This is a genomic window from Streptomyces sp. NPDC051963 (assembly GCF_044593495.1).
GTDB lineage: Bacteria > Actinomycetota > Actinomycetes > Streptomycetales > Streptomycetaceae > Streptomyces.
This window is the reverse complement of sequence record NZ_JBIUCC010000008.1, coordinates 425,788-443,407: the sequence shown is the minus strand read 5'-3', so window position 1 is coordinate 443,407 and position 17,620 is coordinate 425,788. Positions and strand designations below refer to the sequence as shown.

The following is a 17,620-nucleotide window of genomic DNA, read 5'->3' as shown; positions in this document are numbered from 1 at the left end:
CGGCGGTACAACATAGGCTGCCGACGTGGCAGAAGACGGAGGACTACGCGAGTACCGCATGGCGGAGCTGGCCCGGCTGGCGGGTATCACTGTGCGCACCCTGCGCTTCTACCGCGAACGCAAGCTGATCCCGCCGCCCCGCCGCGAGGGCCGTATCGCCTGGTACGACGACCACCACCTGGCCCGTCTGCGCACCATCACGGCGCTGCTGGAACGCGGCCACACACTGAGCGGCATCGCGGAACTGGCGGAGGCCCTCGAACACGGCCGCGATGTCGCCGACCTGCTCCGCGTCGGTCCACCCACCGAGGAGGAGCCGGTCCGCCTCACCCCCGAGGAACTCGCCGCCCGCTTCGAGGGCGAGGTCAATCCGGAGAACCTCGCGGCCGCGATGGACCTGGGCTACCTCGGTACCGACGGCGACGAGATCGTCCACGTCAGCCGCCGCCTGCTGGACGTGTCAGCGGCCCTCGTCCGCGAAGGCATCCCCCTGGCGGAGGTCCTGGCTGCGGGCAAGCAGGTACGCGAACACGTCGACGCCCTCGCCGAACTCTTCGCGGACGTGGTCCTGCGCCACGCCACCGAGGCCGACATGCAACGCCTGCGCCCGCTCGCGCGCAGCGTGGTGGAGGCGGAGCTCTCGCTGGCGATGGACCGGCGGATGCAGAAAGAGACCTAGCGGTCGTAGACCACGGTCACCGGCGCGTGGTCCGACCACCGCTCCGCATGCGTGGCCGCGCGCTCGACGTACCCCTTGAGGGCTTTCGCGGCCAGACCGGGCGTGGAGACGTGATAGTCGATCCTCCATCCGGCGTCGTTGTCGAAGGCCCGCCCCCGATACGACCACCAGGTGTACGGCCCCTCGACATCCGGATGCAGCGCCCGCACGACGTCGACGTACTCGTCGAGCACACGGGACAACCACTCCCGCTCCTCCGGCAGAAACCCGGAATTCTTGGTGTTCCCGCGCCAGTTCTTCAGGTCGGCCTGCTGGTGGGCGATGTTCCAGTCGCCGCAGACCAGGACCTCCCGCCCGTCGGCGGCGGCCCGCTCGCGCAGCCCCTTGAGGTAGGCGAGGAACTCGTCCATGAAGCGGACCTTCTCGTCCTGCCGCTCGGTGCCGACCTCGCCGGAGGGGAGGTAGAGGGAGGCGACGGTGACGCCGGGCAGGTCGGCCTCGACGTACCGGCCGCTGCCGTCGAACTCGGCCGAGCCGAAACCGACCTGGATGCGGTCGGGTTCGCGGCGGGTGTAGAGGGAGACGCCGGCACGGCCCTTGGCGGCGGCGGGGGCGTGTACGACGTGCCAGCCGTCGGGCGTGCGCACATGCTCCGGCAGCTGCTGCGGCTCGGCGCGCACCTCCTGGAGGCACAGCACGTCCGCTTCGGTCTGCGCGAGCCACTCCACGAAGCCCTTCTTCGCGGCGGCGCGCAGCCCGTTCACATTCACAGAGGTCACAGTGAGCACCCGGGCACCCTACCGGCACACTGGACCGAGTCCAGATTTGCGTCCCTACACAGAATTACGATGACCAGCATGCATATACGTCGCGTCCCCTTCGACCACCCCGACGCCGTCAAGCTCAACGACGACGTCCAGGCCGAGTACCACGAGCGCTACGGCGACGGCGGCGACGCCACTTCCCTCGCCCCGTCCGACTTCGACCCGCCGAACGGCGTGTACCTGATCGCGTACGACGACCAGGACCGCCCCGTGGCCACCGGCGGCTGGCGCAGCCAGGACAGGAACGGCGAGGGCAACCAGGACGGCGACGCCGAACTGAAGCGGATGTTCGTCATCGGGGCGATGCGCGGGCGCGGGCTGGCCCGACGCATGCTCGCCGCGCTCGAGGAGGACGCACGTGCGGCGGGCCGGGTCCGCATGGTCCTGGAAACCGGCATCGAGCAGCCGGAGGCGATAGGCCTCTACACATCCAGCGGCTACGACCCGTGCGAGAAGTTCGGCTACTACCGCCACTACGACTCCAGCCGCTGCTTCGCGAAGCCGCTCAACTCCATGGACGGGTGAGGACCGCAGCCGCAAACGACGAAATCCCGCCCGGTCCGAAGACCGGGCGGGATTTCGTCAACCGGCCCTGAGTTACCTCAAGAACGGCGCTGCGGTGGACCTGTGGGGATTTGAACCCCAGACCCCCTCGATGCGAACGAGGTGCGCTACCAGACTGCGCCACAGGCCCTTGCAACGAGTGAAACCTTAGCACCCCGATCCGGCTGCTTGGAAATCCGTTCCGTCGCCGGTCGGGAGGGACGGCACAGGTGGGGCGGGTAGGAGAGGCCGCCCGGGTCCGTGGCCGCGTCGCGTGCCGGTGCCGCCTCGGCTACTCGTTCGCCGCCCGCGGACGCTCCCCGTCCTCGTACTGGTCGAACAACGGCGTGCGCCCCCGCTCCCGTGCCCGCCGGGCGGAGGCAGCCCGGCGGGCGTCACTGCGCCCGCCTTCTTCCCCCTTGTCGTCCCCGGGGTCGCCCGCGTCCTCCTGCTCGGCGCCCTTGCGTACGGCACCGGAGTCGGCGCCGGTCCCGCGCTGCTGCGCGCCGGCTCCCGCATCGCTGTCCCGGGCGACCGAACTGGAGCGCGCCGAGCTCCATGCATCCGGCGCTCCGAGATCCACGTCGGAGGTGGCCCGCGGAGCGACCGGCGCCGTCACATACGTCGGCAGGGGCACCGGCACCGGCTCCCAGCTGTCGCCCTGTCCCGGCCGCCGCTGGCGCTCGCGCTGCTGGTCGACCCACTCGGCGTGATCGGTCTGCTCGACGAGGGCGCGCCGGTCGGCGGCGAGCGCCGAGAGCCCGCTGTCCTGCTCCGGCTTGGCGCCTTCGTCGCGGTCGTCGGTTCCCGCCCCCGCGCCGGCTTCGGCGGACGTGCGCCGACGCGGCTGACGCGTGCGCTCCCGCAGCCGCTGTGCCGCGACCTCGGCTCGGCGCCGGTCCATCTGGTAGGCGAAGCGACGGCGCTCCTGGGAGCGCAGGTACACGATGTACCCGCTGAGCAGTACGGCGGGCACGCCGGGCGCCCACAGGAACGCCAGCCCTCCGACCGCGGCGACGATCGCGCCGAGCGTGAAGGCGATGAAGAGCACCAGCGTCGTACGTCGTCGGCGCGCGAGGACCTTCGTACGCCGGGCGCGCGCCTCGGCCGCCTCCATGGCGGGCGTGCGCCGGGCGGGCGGCACCCGCCTGCGCGCCGAGGCGGCGGATTCGGATCCGTGCGGGGCTTTGGACGCGGGTGCGGGTGCCGGTGCGGATTTGGGCGCAGGCGCTGTTGCTTCTGGTGCCTGTTCACGCGCCGACTCCGAGCGCTCCGGCTGCTGAACCGTCGCGCGCGCCTGCGGACGTGCCGGAGGCACGGCGAAGGCCCGGACGTCCACCGAATCGGTGACCGTGCCCGGGTCGTCGGCGGCGCTGGGCTCCCCCTCGTCGGTGGAGCGCGCCCGCAGGTCCTTGGCGTATCGGCGCTCCATCCCCGCCCGTCCGGACAGCAACCGGATGGCTGTGCTGAAGCGTTCCGTCGGACGGGCCTCGTTCAGCTCGTCCTGCCTACGGAGCCACATCGGCACCAAGTAGGCGGCCCAGGCCCCGACAATGACTGCGTAGATGAGGCCGCTGCTGCTCACGCCTCACACGGTAGAGGGGTTTGCGTGAGGCCATCTGCCAATTGAGCCGGTGTGTCGCACGATCTGGCTGATATTTCGAACTTTTTTTGTGACGGATGCGATCAGCAGGCCGCCGACGGAGTGAATTTAATGCCTGGAGGCGGTCATCGAGCGATCATTTTCGAACACATATTCAATTTTCGGGCTACGCGGGATTCCCCTGGGTGTTCTGCGGGTTCGTACGCGGCGTTTTCTGCGAACGCACCCGGCGCCAGCGGCCGAGCAGCCCTTCGGGGACCTCTTCCGCGGTGAGTGCGAAGACGAGGTGGTCGCGCCAGGCTCCGTCGATGTGCAGATAACGCGGACGCGTCCCCTCCGCACGGAATCCGAGTTTCTCCACGACCCGACGGCTGGGCCCGTTCTCGGGGCGAATGCAGACCTCGATCCGGTGCAGACCAACGGTCCGGAAACAGTGGTCCACGACAAGTGCCACGGCCGTCGGCATCACCCCGCGGCCGGCCACCGCCTCGTCCACCCAGTAGCCGATGTGCCCCGAGCACATCGAGCCCCAGGTGATCCCGGCGACCGTCAACTGCCCGACCAGCCGCCCCTGGTACTCGATGACGAACGGCAGCATCCGGCCCGCGTTCGCCTCGGAGCGCAAGTGACGCACCATCTGGCGGTAGGTCGGCCGGTGCGCGATGGGCCCGCTCGGCGTCGGCGGCGGAATCGTCGCCTCCCAGGGCCGCAGCCAGTCGCGGTTGCGCCGGTTGACCTCACGCCAGGCCCGCTGGTCGCGCAGCTTTATCGGCCGGAGGACGACATCGCCGTCCACCAGCACGGCCGGCCAGGATGGACTGTTCAGCTCGCACCCCCACTGCCGGCGCCGGGTCTGGGGTGGTCCCCGCCGCGGATCTGGTCGACGGCGTGCACCAACAGGGGCTCCAGGACGGCCAGTCCGTCCTTCACCCCACCGGTGGATCCCGGCAGATTGACGATCAGTGTCCGGCCCGCCACCCCGGCCAGTCCCCGGGAGAGCGCGGCGGTCGGCACCTTTTCCCGGCCGAACGCCCGGATGGCCTCCGCGATGCCCGGTACCTCGTAGTCGATCACCTTGCGGGTCGCCTCGGGCGTGCGGTCGGTGGGCGAGATGCCGGTGCCGCCGGTGGTGACGACGACGTCGTACCCGGCGTCGACGGCGGCGCGCAGCGCGGCCTCGACGGGGTCGCCGTCGGGGACGACCTGCGGCCCCTCGACGGTGCAGCCGAAGCCCGTGAGGCCATCGGCGATCAGCGGGCCGCCCTTGTCCTCGTAGACCCCGGCGGCGGCTCGGTTGGAGGCGGTGACCACCAGTGCGCGATAGGTCATGCCCGGCTCCAGTCGCCCGACTTGCCGCCCGTCTTCTCCTCCACCCGTACGTCCGTGATGACCGCTCCCTTGTCGACCGCCTTGACCATGTCGATCACGGTGAGCGCGGCGACGGAGACCGCGGTGAGTGCCTCCATCTCGACACCCGTACGGTCCGTCGTCTTCACGGTGGCCAGGATCTCCACGGCGTCGTCCGCGACCGACAGATCCAGTTTCACACCCGACACCGACAACGGGTGGCACAGCGGGATCAGATCCGGCGTTCGCTTGGCACCCATGATGCCCGCGATCCGCGCGGTGGCCAGGGCGTCGCCCTTCGGAACCCCCTCGCCGCGCAGCAGCTCGATCACCCGGGGTGAGACGAGGACGCGGCCGCTGGCACGGGCGGTGCGCGCGGTCACGTCCTTCCCGGACACGTCGACCATGCGGGCCGCGCCCGCGTCGTCGATGTGGGTCAGTCGGTCCTGCACAGGGGGTCCGGGGGGCTTCCCCCGGGAAGGCACAGTCATGACGTGTGTGGCGCTCCCGGTCCGGGCCCGTCGCGGTGCGGCGCCGGGCCTGTTGTGCGCGACACGGTACCCCCAACCTGGGGCACTCAGCCGAGCAGGACCACCTCGACATCGCTGCCGGGCTCGACGGACTCCACGTCCTCGGGGACCACGATCAGCGCGTCCGCGTGCGCGAGGGCGGCCACCAGATGGGATCCGGCTCCGCCGACCGGCGTCACCTTGCCGTCGTCGTAGGTGCCGCGCAGGAACTGCCGGCGCCCCTTCGGCGAGGTCAGCGCCTTGTCCGCGGTGAGGGTCGCGCGGGTTCTGGGCCGGTGGACGTCGGGCAGGCCCATGAGGGTGCGGATCGCGGGGCGGACGAACAGTTCGAAGGAGACGTACGACGACACCGGGTTGCCGGGGAGCGCCAGCAGCGGTGTGTGGTCGGGGCCGATGGAACCGAAGCCCTGGGGCTTTCCGGGCTGCATGGCGAGCTTGCGGAAGTCGATGCCGCTGCCCGCCTCGTCCTCGTCCCCGACGTACGACAGCGCCTCCTTGACGACGTCGTACGCGCCGACGCTCACGCCGCCCGTGGTGACCATGAGGTCGGCGCGGACGAGTTGGTCCTCGATGGTGGACCGGAGTGTCTCGGCCTCGTCGGCGACGGCACCCACCCGGTAGGCGATGGCACCGGCGTCGCGGGCCGCCGCGGTGAGGGCGAAGCTGTTGGAGTCGTAGATCTGGCCGTTGCCGAGGTCCTCGTCGGGCTGGACGAGTTCGCTGCCGGTGGACATGACGACGACGCGCGGGCGCGGGTGCACGCGTACCGTGCCGCGTCCGATCGCGGCGAGCAGCGCGATCTGCGGCGGGCCGAGGACGGTGCCGGCCTCCAGGGCGCGGTCCCCGGCCTTCACGTCGCTGCCCTTCGCGCGCACGTGCGCGCGTGCCTCGGCGGGCCGGTACACCTGGACCTGACCGTCGGCGCCCTCGGGGGCCAGGCTGCGCGCGCGCATCCCGGTCACCGGGCCCTCGCCGAGACCTCCGTCGGTCCACTCCACGGGGACGACGGTCTCGGCGCCGGGCGGCAGCGGGGCGCCGGTCATGATGCGGGCGGCCTGGCCGGGCCCCACCTGGAGGAGCTCGGCCTGGCCCGCCGCGACGTCACCGACGACCTCCAGGGCCGCCGGGAACTCCTCGCTCGCGCCCGCGACATCCGCGACCCGCACCGCGTACCCGTCCATGGAGCTGTTGTCGAAGGGCGGCAGGGACACCGGCACCGTGACGTCGTCGACCAGGACACAGCCCTGGGCGTCGAGCAGTTGCAGCTCGATGGGTTCGAGGGGGCGGACGGTCGCGAGGATGTCCTCCAGGTGCTCGTCCACCGACCACAGGTGGTCCTGACCGGCGGTGCGGGGCGCGGCGCTGCTCAACGTTGCTACATCTCCTCGGCTACGTAACTGCGAAGCCAGGTCCGGAAGTCCGGGCCCAGGTCTTCACGTTCGCACGCGAGTCTGACAATGGCACGCAGGTAGTCGCCGCGGTCACCGGTGTCATAGCGGCGGCCCTTGAAGACGACACCGTGCACCGGTCCGCCCACCTTCTCGTCCGCGGCGAGCTGCTGGAGGGCGTCGGTGAGCTGGATCTCGCCGCCGCGACCGGGCTCGGTCTTACGCAGTATGTCGAAGATGTGCGGGTCGAGGACGTAGCGCCCGATGATCGCGTAGTTGGACGGGGCGTCGGCCGCGGCAGGCTTCTCGACCAGGTCGTGGACCTTGACCACGTCGCTGTCGTCGGTGGGGTCGACGGCCGCGCATCCGTAGAGGTGGATCTGCTCGGGCGCGACCTCCATGAGCGCGATGACGCTGCCGCCATGCTGCTCCTGGACCTCGACCATCCGCTTGAGCAGCGGGTCGCGCGGGTCGATCAGGTCGTCGCCGAGGAGGACGGCGAAGGGCTCGTTGCCCACGTGCGGGGCGGCGCACAGGACGGCGTGGCCGAGGCCCTTGGGGTCGCCCTGGCGGACGTAGTGCATCGTCGCGAGGTCGCTGGACTCCTGCACCTTGGCGAGCCGGCTCGCGTCGCCCTTCTTCTGAAGGGCGGATTCCAGCTCGTAGTTGCGGTCGAAGTGGTCCTCCAGGGGGCGCTTGTTGCGTCCTGTGATCATGAGGACGTCGTCGAGGCCTGCGGAGGCGGCCTCCTCGACCACATACTGGATCGCCGGCTTGTCGACGACCGGCAGCATCTCCTTCGGAGTGGCTTTGGTGGCCGGCAGGAACCGGGTGCCGAGGCCCGCTGCGGGAATGACAGCCTTGCTGATCCTTGGGTGCGACTGAGTCATGCCCGCAACCTTATCCGGTGCCTTTGTAGAGAATCTGTGGCTCCGGTTAATTGGCTCTCATATGAGCGCAATGGAAGGGTACGGGTACGACCTTTGAGCCACATCGGACGTCCGGCCGAGCCTGACAAGCGAATGTTGCGGCGAGCCTTCCTCGCGGTGAGAAACAGGTTGACTGCGGATGACGTGCGGGAGGCCGCGGACGCGCTGAGCGAGCGCGCGCTGGAGCTGCCCGAACTGGCGCGGGCCCGCACCGTGGCGGCGTACGTCTCCGTGGGGAGCGAACCCGGAACGCTCGCGCTCCTGGACGCGCTGCGCGCTCGGGGCGTACGGGTGCTGCTCCCGGCGCTTCTGCCGGACAACGACCTCGACTGGGCTGCGTACGCCGGTGAGGGCTCCCTTGCGCGCGTCCAACACGGCGGCAGGATGGCCCTCTTCGAGCCCGCCGGGGAGCGGCTGGGCCCGGACGCGGTGACCGCCGCCGACGTGGTCCTGCTGCCCGGTCTGGCGGTCGACGCGCGCGGGGTGCGGCTGGGGCGCGGCGGGGGATCGTACGACCGTGTGCTCGCCCGCCTGGAGCGTGCGGGCGCGCACCCCGCGCTGGTGGTGCTCCTGTACGACTCGGAGGTCGTCGAGCGCGTTCCGGCCCAGGCGCACGACCGGCCGGTGCACGCGGTGGTGACACCGTCGGGCGTACGGCGTTTCAGCCGCCGAGAACGTCGCCCGTGAAACATGAAAATGCCCCTCCACGCGTGCGTGGAGGGGCATTTCAGTGCCTCACGGTTTCAGCACGAGCGTGTCACTGGTGCTTTCCTCGACCGCCTTGTCCGAGAAGGACCAGTCGAGAAGTTCACCCTTGACCCATTTGCTCGTCTGGTCGGTGTAGTGGGCGCTGTAGGCATGCCCCGAGGCGCCGGTGAGGTTGATCCACTTCGACTCGTCGAGGTCGCCGAGGTTGACCACCATGCGCATGGACGGCACCCAGACGACGCCGTAGCCGCCGGCGGCGTTCCAGCCGGTCGCGTTGACCGCCGCCTCGCCGCCGCTGAGCCTCCAGGGGCCGCGGTTGAGGGCGTACTGAAGGAAGCCGGGGCCCTCGGTGCCCAGGGTCTGGTTCTTCAGGAACAGGCGGTGCAGCCGGCCCCAGTTCCAGGTGTCGATGTCCTTGCCGAGCTTGGCGGTGAGCTCCCAGCGGGCGTCGATCATGGCGCGCTTGAACAGGTCGTCGCGGTTGTCGGCGGCCGGGCGCGTGCCCGAGCGGGGCGTCTTCCACCAGTCGCTGTTCTCGTCGTCCATCAGATTGCGCACGACCTCGAACCAGCGGTCGCCACCGTCCGGCTGCGCCTGGTCGGCCTCGCGCTGACCGCACTCGCGCACCTTCTCGGTCTCGTCTGCGGGGCCGGTGGTGTTGACCGGGTCGACCCACAGGCACTGACCCTCGACCCGCAGCTCCTTGGGCAGCTTGTGGCCGAAGGCGAGCTTGAGGATGTTGCGCCAGACCGAGTTGAAGTAGGCGGCCGCCGCCGAGTCGGCGTCCTGGGTGTAGTCCCAGCCCTCGAGGAGCTTCTGCGCCTCCCGGACGTCCGGGTCGTCTATGTCGATCTTCAGCAGCTGGGGCACGAGCAGCTTGGCGATCTCGCTGCTGTTGTCGAGCTGCATCTGGCGCATGTCGTCGGTGGAGATCTTGCCGCCGTCGTCGATCTTCGACTGGATCAAGTCGGTGATCCGCTGGCTGCGGGTGCCATAGCCCCAGTCCGTGGTGAGCGTGTAGGGGTACTTGTCCTGGTCGACGACTGCTTGGTTGGCGGTGACGATGTAGCCGCGCTGCGGGTTGTACTCGTACGGCAGCTCGTCCTGTGCGATGTAGCCGGTCCACTGGTACTTGGGGTCCCAGCCCGGCGCCGGGAGCGAACCGTCGTGGTCCTGGCCGCGCTTGGGGATCCTGCCGGGCAGCGTGTAGCCGATGTTGCCCTGGGTGTCGGCGTAGACCAGGTTCTGCGAGGGCACCTCGAACAGCGTGGCGGCCTCGCGGAATTCGTTCCAGCCGCTCGCCTTGTCGATGGCGAAGACGGCGTCCATGGTGGTGCCCGCGTCCAGGGCGGTCCAGCGCAGTGAGATGCCGTAGCCGTCCCCGCGGTCGGGGGCCGCTGCGTCGACGGTGGCCTTCTTGCCGACCTTCACGAGCTCGTCGTCACGGTCGGACAGCAGGGGTCCGTTGTTGGTCTCGCGGACGACGATCGTCTTGGAGGTGCCGCCGGCGACCTTGATGGTCTCCTCGCGCGAGGTGAACGGCTTGACCTTGCCGTCGTAGAGGTAGCCGTCGCCGGTCAGCTTCTCCAGGTAGAGGTCGGTGACGTCGACGCCGGAGTTGGTCATGCCCCAGGAGATGTCCTGGTTGTGGCCGATGACCACGCCGGGCATGCCCGCGAAGGTGTAGCCGCTGACGTCGTACTGGCACTTGGCGGAGACGCTGCGGCAGTGCAGGCCCATCTGGTACCAGACGGACGGCAGCGACGCCGACAGGTGCGGGTCGTTGGCCAGCAGGGGCATGCCGGTGATGGTGTGCTTGCCGGAGACGACCCAGGCGTTGGAGCCGATGCCGTTGCCGTTCACGCCGACGGCCGTCGGAAGGTCGTCCAGGACGTCGTAGAGACCCGTCAGCTGGGTCTGGAGGGCCGAGGACGACGAGCCCGCGGACTGACCGGTCGTGCCGCTCCCGGACGTCCCCGACGTGCCGCTCGCGCTGCCGTTCTGCTCGAACGTCTGCGTGAGCTCGTCGTACTGGCCCTCCTGGACGATCGCCTTGTTCCGGTCGTACGGATAGTCCGGGTACAGATCGTCGATCTGCTTGGGGCCCAGGCGACTGGTCATCAGGGCTCGGTCGATCTCGTCCTGCATGTTGCCGCGCAGGTCCCAGGCCATCGCCTTCAGCCAGGCGATCGAGTCGACCGGGGTCCACTGGGTGGGCTTGTAGTCGTTGCTGAACCCGAGAGCCGCGTACTCCAGGGAGATGTCCTTGCCTTCCTTGCCCTTCAGGTAGGCGTTGACTCCCTTGGCGTACGCCTGTAGGTACGTCTTCGTGGCCGCCGACAGCTTGGTGTCGTACTCCTTCTTCGCCACACGGTCCCAGCCCAGGGTGCGCAGGAACTCGTCGTTGCCGACCTGGCCCTTGCCGAACATCTCCGACAGGCGCCCGGACGTCATGTGGCGGCGCACATCCATCTCGTAGAACCGGTCCTGCGCCTGGACGTAGCCCTGCGCCATGAACAGGTCCTCGTCGGAGGAGGCGTAGATCTGCGGGATGCCGTTGCCGTCACGCTTGACGTCGACGGGTGCCGTCAGGCCGTCGAGCGTGATGGAACCCTTGGTCTGGGGGAAGGAGGCACGGACGGTGCTGATGGTCCAGTACGCCCCGTAGGCGATGCCTCCGACGATGGCCAGAACCAGGACGAGGACGACAAGACGGGCTTTGCGCCCCTTTTTCCTCCGGGACTTGCCGGGCTGCTGACCCGAGGAGGCGGTGGTATTGGGGGGCATCGCTGTCCTTGCTGTCCTTACGCGAGCGGCAGGGCCGGCTGTCCTTTTGAATGAGCGCTGGAGCAACCATAGGCGCAGGGCCCGACGCCACTTGACGCGGAGTGGGGAACCGGGATGTACGGATGTTCGATCATGCACCCGGGAACGTCAAGAAATCGTCAAGAGTTAGGTAAGGTAACGAAGTAGTTGGGTGCGGAGCACGGTGACTTCGTGTCCGATGTACGTGAGCCCACACGCGCGTGCCGCGTGTGAGCCAGGGAAGGGAACGGCCGCTGACAGTCCACGATCTCAACGAACTCCTGCTCGTCTGCTCGCTCGTCCTGCTCGTCGCCGTCGCAGCGGTCCGGATCTCCTCGCGCAGCGGGCTCCCAGGCCTGCTCGTTTACCTGGGCATCGGCGTCCTCATGGGCCAGGACGGCATCGGCGACATCCACTTCAACGACGCCGAACTGACCCAGGTGATCGGGTACGCGGCACTGGTCGTGATCCTCGCCGAGGGCGGTCTCGGCACGAAGTGGAAAGAGGTCAAGCCCGCGCTTCCCGCTGCCACCGCGCTGGCGCTGGCGGGGGTCGCGGCGAGCGTCGGGATCACGGCGGCGGGGGCGCACTATCTGATCGGGCTGGAGTGGCGGCAGGCGCTCATCATCGGGGCGGTCGTCTCGTCGACGGATGCGGCGGCCGTCTTCTCGGTGCTGCGCAAACTCCCCCTCCCCGCGCGCGTGACCGGCACGCTGGAGGCCGAGTCGGGCTTCAACGACGCCCCCGTGGTCATCCTGGTGGTCGCCTTCTCGACCGCGGGCCCGGTCGAGCACTGGTACGTGCTGATGGGCGAGATCCTCCTGGAGCTGGCCATCGGCGCCGCCATCGGTCTCGCGGTAGGTGCGGTGGGCTCCTGGGGGCTCAGACATGTGGCGCTGCCCGCCTCCGGCCTCTACCCGATCGCCGTCATGGCCATCGCCGTCACCGCGTACGCGGCGGGTGCCATGGCCCACGGCAGCGGCTTCCTCGGCGTGTACCTCGCCGCGATGATCATGGGCAACGCGAAGCTCCCGCACTGGCCCGCGACGCTCGGCTTCGCCGACGGGCTCGGCTGGATCGCCCAGATCGGGATGTTCGTCCTGCTCGGCCTGCTGGTCACGCCGCACGAGCTGGGCGACGACATCTGGCCCGCGCTCGTCATCGGGCTGGTGCTGACGATGGTGGCCCGTCCGCTGAGCGTCGTGCTGTGCCTGACGCCGTTCCGGGTGTCGTGGCAGGAACAGACGCTGATGTCCTGGGCCGGGCTGCGCGGCGCCGTGCCCATCATCCTGGCGACGATCCCGATGGTGAACGGCGTGGAGGGCAGCCGCCGCATCTTCAACATCGTCTTCGTCCTCGTGGTCGTCTACACCCTGATCCAGGGTCCGACGCTGCCGTGGCTGGCCCGCAAGCTGCATCTGGGCGAGGAGGCCGAGGCCGCCGACCTCGGCATCGAATCGGCGCCCCTGGAGCGGCTGCGCGGGCATCTGCTGTCCTTCTCGATCCCCGCGGGGTCGAAGATGCACGGCGTGGAGATCAACGAGCTGCGGCTGCCGGCCGGGGCCGCCGTCACACTCGTCGTACGCGACGCAAAATCGTTCGTTCCGTTGCCCACGACCGTGCTGCGACGCGGGGACGAACTGCTGGTCGTCGCCACGGATCCGGTCCGGGACGCGGCGGAGCGACGGCTGCGGGCCGTGGGACACGGCGGCAAGCTGGCCGGATGGCTGGGCACCAACGGCGGCGACAATCACAGGTGAACACCACCACGGTTCTCGCATTCACAGGTGCTTCAAGCAGTGATCCCTGTACGATGAAGGCGCACCTTGATCGAACCAACTCTGCCTGACGCAGAGCTGGCGCGACCGTATGGCGGCCGCGACGTCCTGAAGCAGTGGGCGCCGGTATCTACCGCAGTTCCGCGCAAGAGGACAGCTCTCGGCGCCGCCCCCGGCTGACGGGGTCGCGTCACCAGGTGGCAGAAAGGCACGGGCCGTGGCATCCACGGTCACCACCGAGCCGTCGAAGAACTCGCCGGCCGCCTCCCGCCCGGGCTACGGACAGCTGCTGCGCACCCGCGGCGCCTGGACGTTCCTGCTCCCCGGCTTCGCGGCACGCCAGCCGTTCGCGATGCTCACCATCTCCATCGTGCTGCTCGTGCAGCACACCACCGGCTCGTACGGCGCGGCAGGCGCCGTCGCCGCGGTCACCGGTGTCGCCATGGCGCTGTTCGCGCCCTACAGCGGGCGCCTCGCGGACCGCCACGGACAGCGCACCGTACTGATCCCCGGCGTGCTGGTGCACACACTGTCGGGCCTGACCCTGACGGCGCTCGCGCTCACCCACGCACCCCTGTGGGCACTGTTCGCGGCGGCCGTGCCCACGGGTGCCTCCGTGCCGCAGATCGGGCCCATGGTGCGCGCTCGCTGGGGCGTGAAGCTCCAGGGCACACCCCTGATGACGACCGCGGCGGCCTTCGAGTCCGTCACCGACGAGCTGACCTTCGTCTTCGGACCGCTGCTGGCGACCGCCCTGTGCACCGCCGTGGACCCGGCCGCGGGCCTGGTGACCGAGGCGTCACTGACGCTGATCGGCGGTCTGCTGTTCGCCGCCCGCAAGAGCACCCAGCCCCATGTCACGGCGGGCGGGCACGCGCGCGTGGAGCACAGTTCCGCGCTGCGTGTCCCCGGAGTACGCGTCCTGATCGTGACGTTCCTCGGTATCGGCGCCGTCTTCGGCGGCATGCAGGTCTCGCTGGCCGCGTTCAGCGAGTCCCTCGGCGAACCCGGCCTGAACGGCGTCCTGTACGGCGTCTTCGCCGCGGGGAACATGCTCTCCGGCCTCGTGTGCGGCGCGATCGCCTGGAAGGTCGCTCCGCAGCGGCGCCTCGTGGTCGCGTACGGCGCACTCGCGCTGACGGCCTCCGGACTGTGGGCCGCGCACTCCGTTCTGGTCCTCGCGGGTCTCGGCCTGCTCGTGGGCATGTGCATCGCGCCCGCGCTGATCACCGGCTACACGCTGGTCGAGAGCCTGGTCCCGGCCGGCGCCCGCACCGAGGCCTTCACCTGGCTGACCGGTGCGGTGGCGCTCGGACAGGCCGCCGCCGTCACGGCTGCCGGACAGCTGGAGGATCGCTACTGGGACGGTGCGGGATTCCTCGTGCCGATGGGCGGCACGCTGCTGGCCCTGGCGACGCTGCTGGCACTGCGTTCGCGGCTGGCGACGCGGCCCCGCAGCCGCACGGTCGCACGTGGCGTCGGTCACCGCAGTCCGGTGGCAGTGGACTGATCCCGAGGAATACGTCACTATGGACCGTCGTTAGCACTCACTGAGTGAGAGTGCCAGGAGGAAGACAGTGCCGACCTACCAGTACCAGTGCACCGAGTGCGGCGAGGGCCTCGAGGCGGTGCAGAAGTTCACCGACGATGCCCTGACCGAGTGCCCCAACTGCCAGGGCCGCCTCAAGAAGGTGTTCTCCGCGGTCGGCATCGTCTTCAAGGGCTCCGGCTTCTACCGCAACGACAGCCGCGGCTCCTCGTCGAGCAGCGCGCCGGCGTCGTCGAAGCCGTCGACGTCCTCCTCGGACTCTTCGTCTTCTTCTTCGTCGTCGTCTTCGTCTTCGTCGACCACCAAGTCGTCCTCGGACTCGAAGTCGTCGAGCACCGGCACCTCGTCCAACAGCAGCAGCTCCGCCGCGTAAGGCGCGCAACGCTCGCTCACGGGACCCTGTCGTCACGCGACGACAGGGTTCCCGGCATTTCCCGAGGCCCTCAGCTGCACCCGGCCGACGCCAGCTAGTGTGCTGGTCATGGCGAACGCAGAGATCGGCGTAATCGGGGGCTCCGGCTTCTATTCGTTCCTCGACGACGTGACCGAGATCCAGGTCGACACCCCCTACGGGGCGCCCAGCGACTCACTGTTCCTCGGCGAGATCGCCGGACGGCGGGTCGCCTTCCTGCCCCGGCACGGACGCAGCCACCATCTGCCGCCGCACCGCATCAACTACCGGGCCAACCTGTGGGCGCTGCGGTCGGTCGGCGTGCGCCAGGTCCTCGGCCCGTGCGCGGTGGGCGGCCTGCGCCCCGAGTACGGGCCCGGCACACTGCTGGTGCCGGATCAGCTGGTCGACCGTACGAAGTCCCGGGTGGGGACGTACTTCGACGGGTTTCCGCTGCCCGACGGCACCGTGCCGAACGTGGTGCATGTGTCCCTGGCCGACCCCTACTGCCCGACCGGACGGGCGGCGGCGCTGAAGGCGGCGCGGGGGCGCGACTGGGAGCCGGTGGACGGCGGCACGCTGGTCGTGGTCGAGGGACCGCGCTTCTCCACCCGTGCCGAATCGTTGTGGCACCGGGCGCAGGGCTGGGCCGTGGTGGGTATGACCGGGCACCCCGAGGCGGCGCTCGCCCGTGAACTTCAGCTCTGCTACACGTCGTTGACCCTGGTCACCGACCTCGACGCCGGCGCCGAGACCGGCGAGGGTGTCTCGCACGACGAGGTTCTCCAGGTCTTCGCAGCGAATGTGGACCGGCTGCGGGGCGTGCTGTTCGACGCCGTCGCCGCGCTGCCCGCCGTCGAGGAGCGGGACTGTCTGTGCACGACGGCGCTGGGCGGGATGGACCCCGGGTTCGAGCTGCCGTAGCCGGGGAGGAATCCCGGCCCCGGGGAAGCATCGCGCCCGGACAGGCGGAACTTCCCGTTCGGGTGAGGGAGTTGTCCACAACCCGCCAGTAGCGCACCGGCCTCAGCGAGCGGCGGCGCGAAGCCTCATCGTGGCGTGGAAAGCCGATTCCTCGTCACGGTTGGTGGTCCGCATGCCCTTCACTCCCGCTCCCTCCCCCTCTCCCCTCTCTCCGATTTCGCCGCGTCCGCTCGGCACCGATGCTCCCGCGACCTGCGAGGTGCCGCACTTCGCCCCCGTGCGGGTGCGCGGCGGGCGATATCAACTGCGCCGTCTCGTACGGCACCGGCGGCGGGCCGTGGCAGCCGGTCTGGCCGTCACCGCCGCGGCGCTGGTGGCAGCCGGCCCCGGTGGCCCCGAACCCGCGCGCGGACATCCGGAGGCGAGTCCCCCGGCTCGCGCGGAGTCGGCGTCCGCGACCGATCCCGTACGACAGCACCGCGCCGTCGAGTCGGTGGCGGCGCCGGTGCGGATCGCCGACGGAGAGACGGTCCGGCTGCTGCGGCCCGGCGACCGGGTCGACGTCATCGCCGCCGAGGAGACCGCGACGGGCGGCGATGCGCGGGTGGTCGCCCGTGGGGCGCGGGTGACGAAGGTGCCGGAGCCGGTGGACGCAGCCACCGAGAGCGGGGCGCTGGTCGTCCTCTCGGTACCGCGCGCCACAGCGGCACGTCTCGCCGGTGCGAGCGCGATGGCACGGCTGGCGGTGACGCTGTGCTGAGTCAACCGGCCTGCCTTACGCGTGAGTTCGTGTCGAACCCCTCGTACGAGCTACCCGATTGGACACGGCCGCCTCGGGCTGACGTAGGTTGCGGAGCGTTTTGTTCCACAACCTGTGTGTGCGAGGAGAGGCTCCGCGGTGAGCGAGAAGAAGGAACCGAGCATCTGGAGCGGCTTCAAGGCCTTCCTGATGCGCGGGAACGTCGTCGACCTGGCAGTTGCGGTGGTCATCGGTGCCGCCTTCACCAACATCGTCAATGCGGTGGTGAAGGGCATCATCAACCCGCTCGTCGGCGCGATCGGCACGAAGAACCTCGACAACTACAGCTCCTGTCTGAGCGACGACTGCCAGGGCGATCAGGGCATCCGGCTCCTGTGGGGCTCGGTCCTCGGCGCGGCGCTGAGCTTTGTGATCACCGCGGCGGTCGTCTACTTCCTGATGGTCCTGCCGATGGCGAAGTACCTGGCCCGTCTGGAGGCCCGCAGGAAGGCGAAGGAGGGCACGCACGAGGTCATCGAGGTGACCGAGCTGGAGGTGCTCAAGGAGATCCGCGACGCTCTGGTCGCGCAGCGCGGCTCCGGGCACAACGAGCAGTAGCGGCGACGGTTCGGGAGGTCCGGCGGGCGGGTGCCTGCTGGGCCCGCCGGGCTCAGAGGTGGTGCGGCGGCTTCTCGTCGAGGAAGCGCTTCAGGTCGGCCGCGCTGCTGCCCTCGGCGCCGGGCCGCTCGCCCCAGCCGCGGTCCGTGTCGTCCGAGGACTGCTGGTCCAGCGGGTCGTCGAAGATCAACGCGGGCTTCGGGGCGCGCGGCTCGGGCTCGGGGGCGGTGCTCATGCCTTCAGGGTACGGCGCCTGGGCGGGCGG

General features: G+C 69.9%; 18 protein-coding genes and 1 tRNA gene. 9 read left to right on the top strand and 10 right to left on the bottom strand.

Annotated elements, in window-relative coordinates; all coding sequences use genetic code 11:
• The first annotated feature begins 58 nt into the window (after positions 1–58).
• Entirely contained in the window at positions 59–679 is a 621-nt protein-coding gene (locus tag ACIHFB_RS33485; protein WP_365276799.1) for a MerR family transcriptional regulator, read from the top strand.
• Here the strand turns inward: ACIHFB_RS33485 and ACIHFB_RS33480 are convergent.
• Positions 676–1,467: an exodeoxyribonuclease III gene (locus tag ACIHFB_RS33480; RefSeq protein ID WP_365276277.1), complete on the bottom strand. Its 792-nt coding sequence runs from the start codon at positions 1,465–1,467 to the stop codon at positions 676–678. The genes ACIHFB_RS33485 and ACIHFB_RS33480 overlap by 4 nt on opposite strands.
• A gap of 69 nt (positions 1,468–1,536) precedes the next feature.
• Between ACIHFB_RS33480 and ACIHFB_RS33475 the strand changes: the two genes are divergently transcribed.
• Complete coding sequence (locus ACIHFB_RS33475) at positions 1,537–2,028, top strand: GNAT family N-acetyltransferase (RefSeq protein WP_365276274.1); 492 nt, start codon at positions 1,537–1,539, stop codon at positions 2,026–2,028.
• 95 nt (positions 2,029–2,123) lie between these two features.
• Here ACIHFB_RS33475 and ACIHFB_RS33470 read toward each other — a convergent pair.
• The 7 genes from ACIHFB_RS33470 to galU all read right to left on the bottom strand — a co-directional run bounded on the left by ACIHFB_RS33470 (position 2,124) and on the right by galU (position 7,804).
• A tRNA-Ala gene (locus ACIHFB_RS33470) sits at positions 2,124–2,197 on the bottom strand.
• A gap of 141 nt (positions 2,198–2,338) precedes the next feature.
• On the bottom strand, positions 2,339–3,631 hold the full coding sequence (glpR, locus tag ACIHFB_RS33465; protein ID WP_365276271.1) for a gephyrin-like molybdotransferase receptor GlpR: 1,293 nt from the start codon (positions 3,629–3,631) through the stop codon (positions 2,339–2,341).
• Positions 3,632–3,815: 184 nt separating this feature from the next.
• On the bottom strand, positions 3,816–4,451 hold the full coding sequence (locus tag ACIHFB_RS33460) for a GNAT family protein (RefSeq protein ID WP_365276268.1): 636 nt from the start codon (positions 4,449–4,451) through the stop codon (positions 3,816–3,818).
• A gap of 20 nt (positions 4,452–4,471) precedes the next feature.
• Positions 4,472–4,978 carry a MogA/MoaB family molybdenum cofactor biosynthesis protein gene (locus tag ACIHFB_RS33455; protein WP_365276265.1) on the bottom strand — a complete coding sequence of 169 codons (507 nt, stop codon included), beginning with the start codon at positions 4,976–4,978 and terminating at the stop codon, positions 4,472–4,474.
• A complete protein-coding gene (gene moaC / locus ACIHFB_RS33450; RefSeq protein ID WP_365276262.1) occupies positions 4,975–5,487 on the bottom strand; it encodes a cyclic pyranopterin monophosphate synthase MoaC in 513 nt (170 codons plus the stop codon). The genes ACIHFB_RS33455 and moaC overlap by 4 nt, the downstream gene beginning before the upstream one ends.
• Positions 5,488–5,573: 86 nt before the next feature.
• Positions 5,574–6,896, bottom strand: a complete 1,323-nt coding sequence (gene glp, locus ACIHFB_RS33445; RefSeq protein WP_365276259.1) for a gephyrin-like molybdotransferase Glp — start codon at positions 6,894–6,896, stop codon at positions 5,574–5,576.
• A gap of 5 nt (positions 6,897–6,901) precedes the next feature.
• A complete protein-coding gene (gene galU / locus ACIHFB_RS33440) occupies positions 6,902–7,804 on the bottom strand; it encodes a UTP--glucose-1-phosphate uridylyltransferase GalU (RefSeq protein ID WP_365276256.1) in 903 nt (300 codons plus the stop codon).
• 132 nt (positions 7,805–7,936) lie between these two features.
• Between galU and ACIHFB_RS33435 the strand changes: the two genes are divergently transcribed.
• Positions 7,937–8,530: a 5-formyltetrahydrofolate cyclo-ligase gene (locus ACIHFB_RS33435; RefSeq protein WP_365276253.1), complete on the top strand. Its 594-nt coding sequence runs from the start codon at positions 7,937–7,939 to the stop codon at positions 8,528–8,530.
• A gap of 48 nt (positions 8,531–8,578) precedes the next feature.
• Here the strand turns inward: ACIHFB_RS33435 and ACIHFB_RS33430 are convergent, their stop codons facing one another.
• Positions 8,579–11,338 (bottom strand): penicillin acylase family protein, encoded by a 2,760-nt coding sequence (locus ACIHFB_RS33430; protein ID WP_365276250.1) that lies wholly within the window; start codon positions 11,336–11,338, stop codon positions 8,579–8,581.
• Positions 11,339–11,577: 239 nt separating this feature from the next.
• On the opposite strand from ACIHFB_RS33430, the gene ACIHFB_RS33425 reads away from it, so the two are divergent.
• The 6 genes from ACIHFB_RS33425 (at position 11,578) to mscL (ending at position 17,355) form a co-directional block, all read left to right on the top strand.
• Positions 11,578–13,116 (top strand): potassium/proton antiporter, encoded by a 1,539-nt coding sequence (locus ACIHFB_RS33425; protein ID WP_365276247.1) that lies wholly within the window; start codon positions 11,578–11,580, stop codon positions 13,114–13,116.
• 235 nt (positions 13,117–13,351) lie between these two features.
• Positions 13,352–14,644: an MFS transporter gene (locus ACIHFB_RS33420; protein ID WP_365276245.1), complete on the top strand. Its 1,293-nt coding sequence runs from the start codon at positions 13,352–13,354 to the stop codon at positions 14,642–14,644.
• A gap of 67 nt (positions 14,645–14,711) precedes the next feature.
• Positions 14,712–15,056, top strand: coding sequence for an FmdB family zinc ribbon protein (locus tag ACIHFB_RS33415; protein ID WP_365276242.1), 345 nt, complete (start codon positions 14,712–14,714; stop codon positions 15,054–15,056).
• 108 nt (positions 15,057–15,164) lie between these two features.
• Positions 15,165–15,998, top strand: coding sequence for an S-methyl-5'-thioadenosine phosphorylase (locus tag ACIHFB_RS33410; RefSeq protein WP_365276240.1), 834 nt, complete (start codon positions 15,165–15,167; stop codon positions 15,996–15,998).
• A gap of 172 nt (positions 15,999–16,170) precedes the next feature.
• Positions 16,171–16,758 carry a hypothetical protein gene (locus ACIHFB_RS33405; RefSeq protein ID WP_365276237.1) on the top strand — a complete coding sequence of 196 codons (588 nt, stop codon included), beginning with the start codon at positions 16,171–16,173 and terminating at the stop codon, positions 16,756–16,758.
• Between the two features lie 138 nt (positions 16,759–16,896).
• Positions 16,897–17,355 carry a large conductance mechanosensitive channel protein MscL gene (gene mscL, locus ACIHFB_RS33400; RefSeq protein ID WP_365276234.1) on the top strand — a complete coding sequence of 153 codons (459 nt, stop codon included), beginning with the start codon at positions 16,897–16,899 and terminating at the stop codon, positions 17,353–17,355.
• A 52-nt stretch (positions 17,356–17,407) separates the two neighbouring features.
• Here mscL and ACIHFB_RS33395 read toward each other — a convergent pair whose 3' ends face one another.
• Positions 17,408–17,590, bottom strand: coding sequence for a hypothetical protein (locus ACIHFB_RS33395; RefSeq protein ID WP_365276231.1), 183 nt, complete (start codon positions 17,588–17,590; stop codon positions 17,408–17,410).
• Between the last annotated feature and the right edge of the window lie 30 nt (positions 17,591–17,620).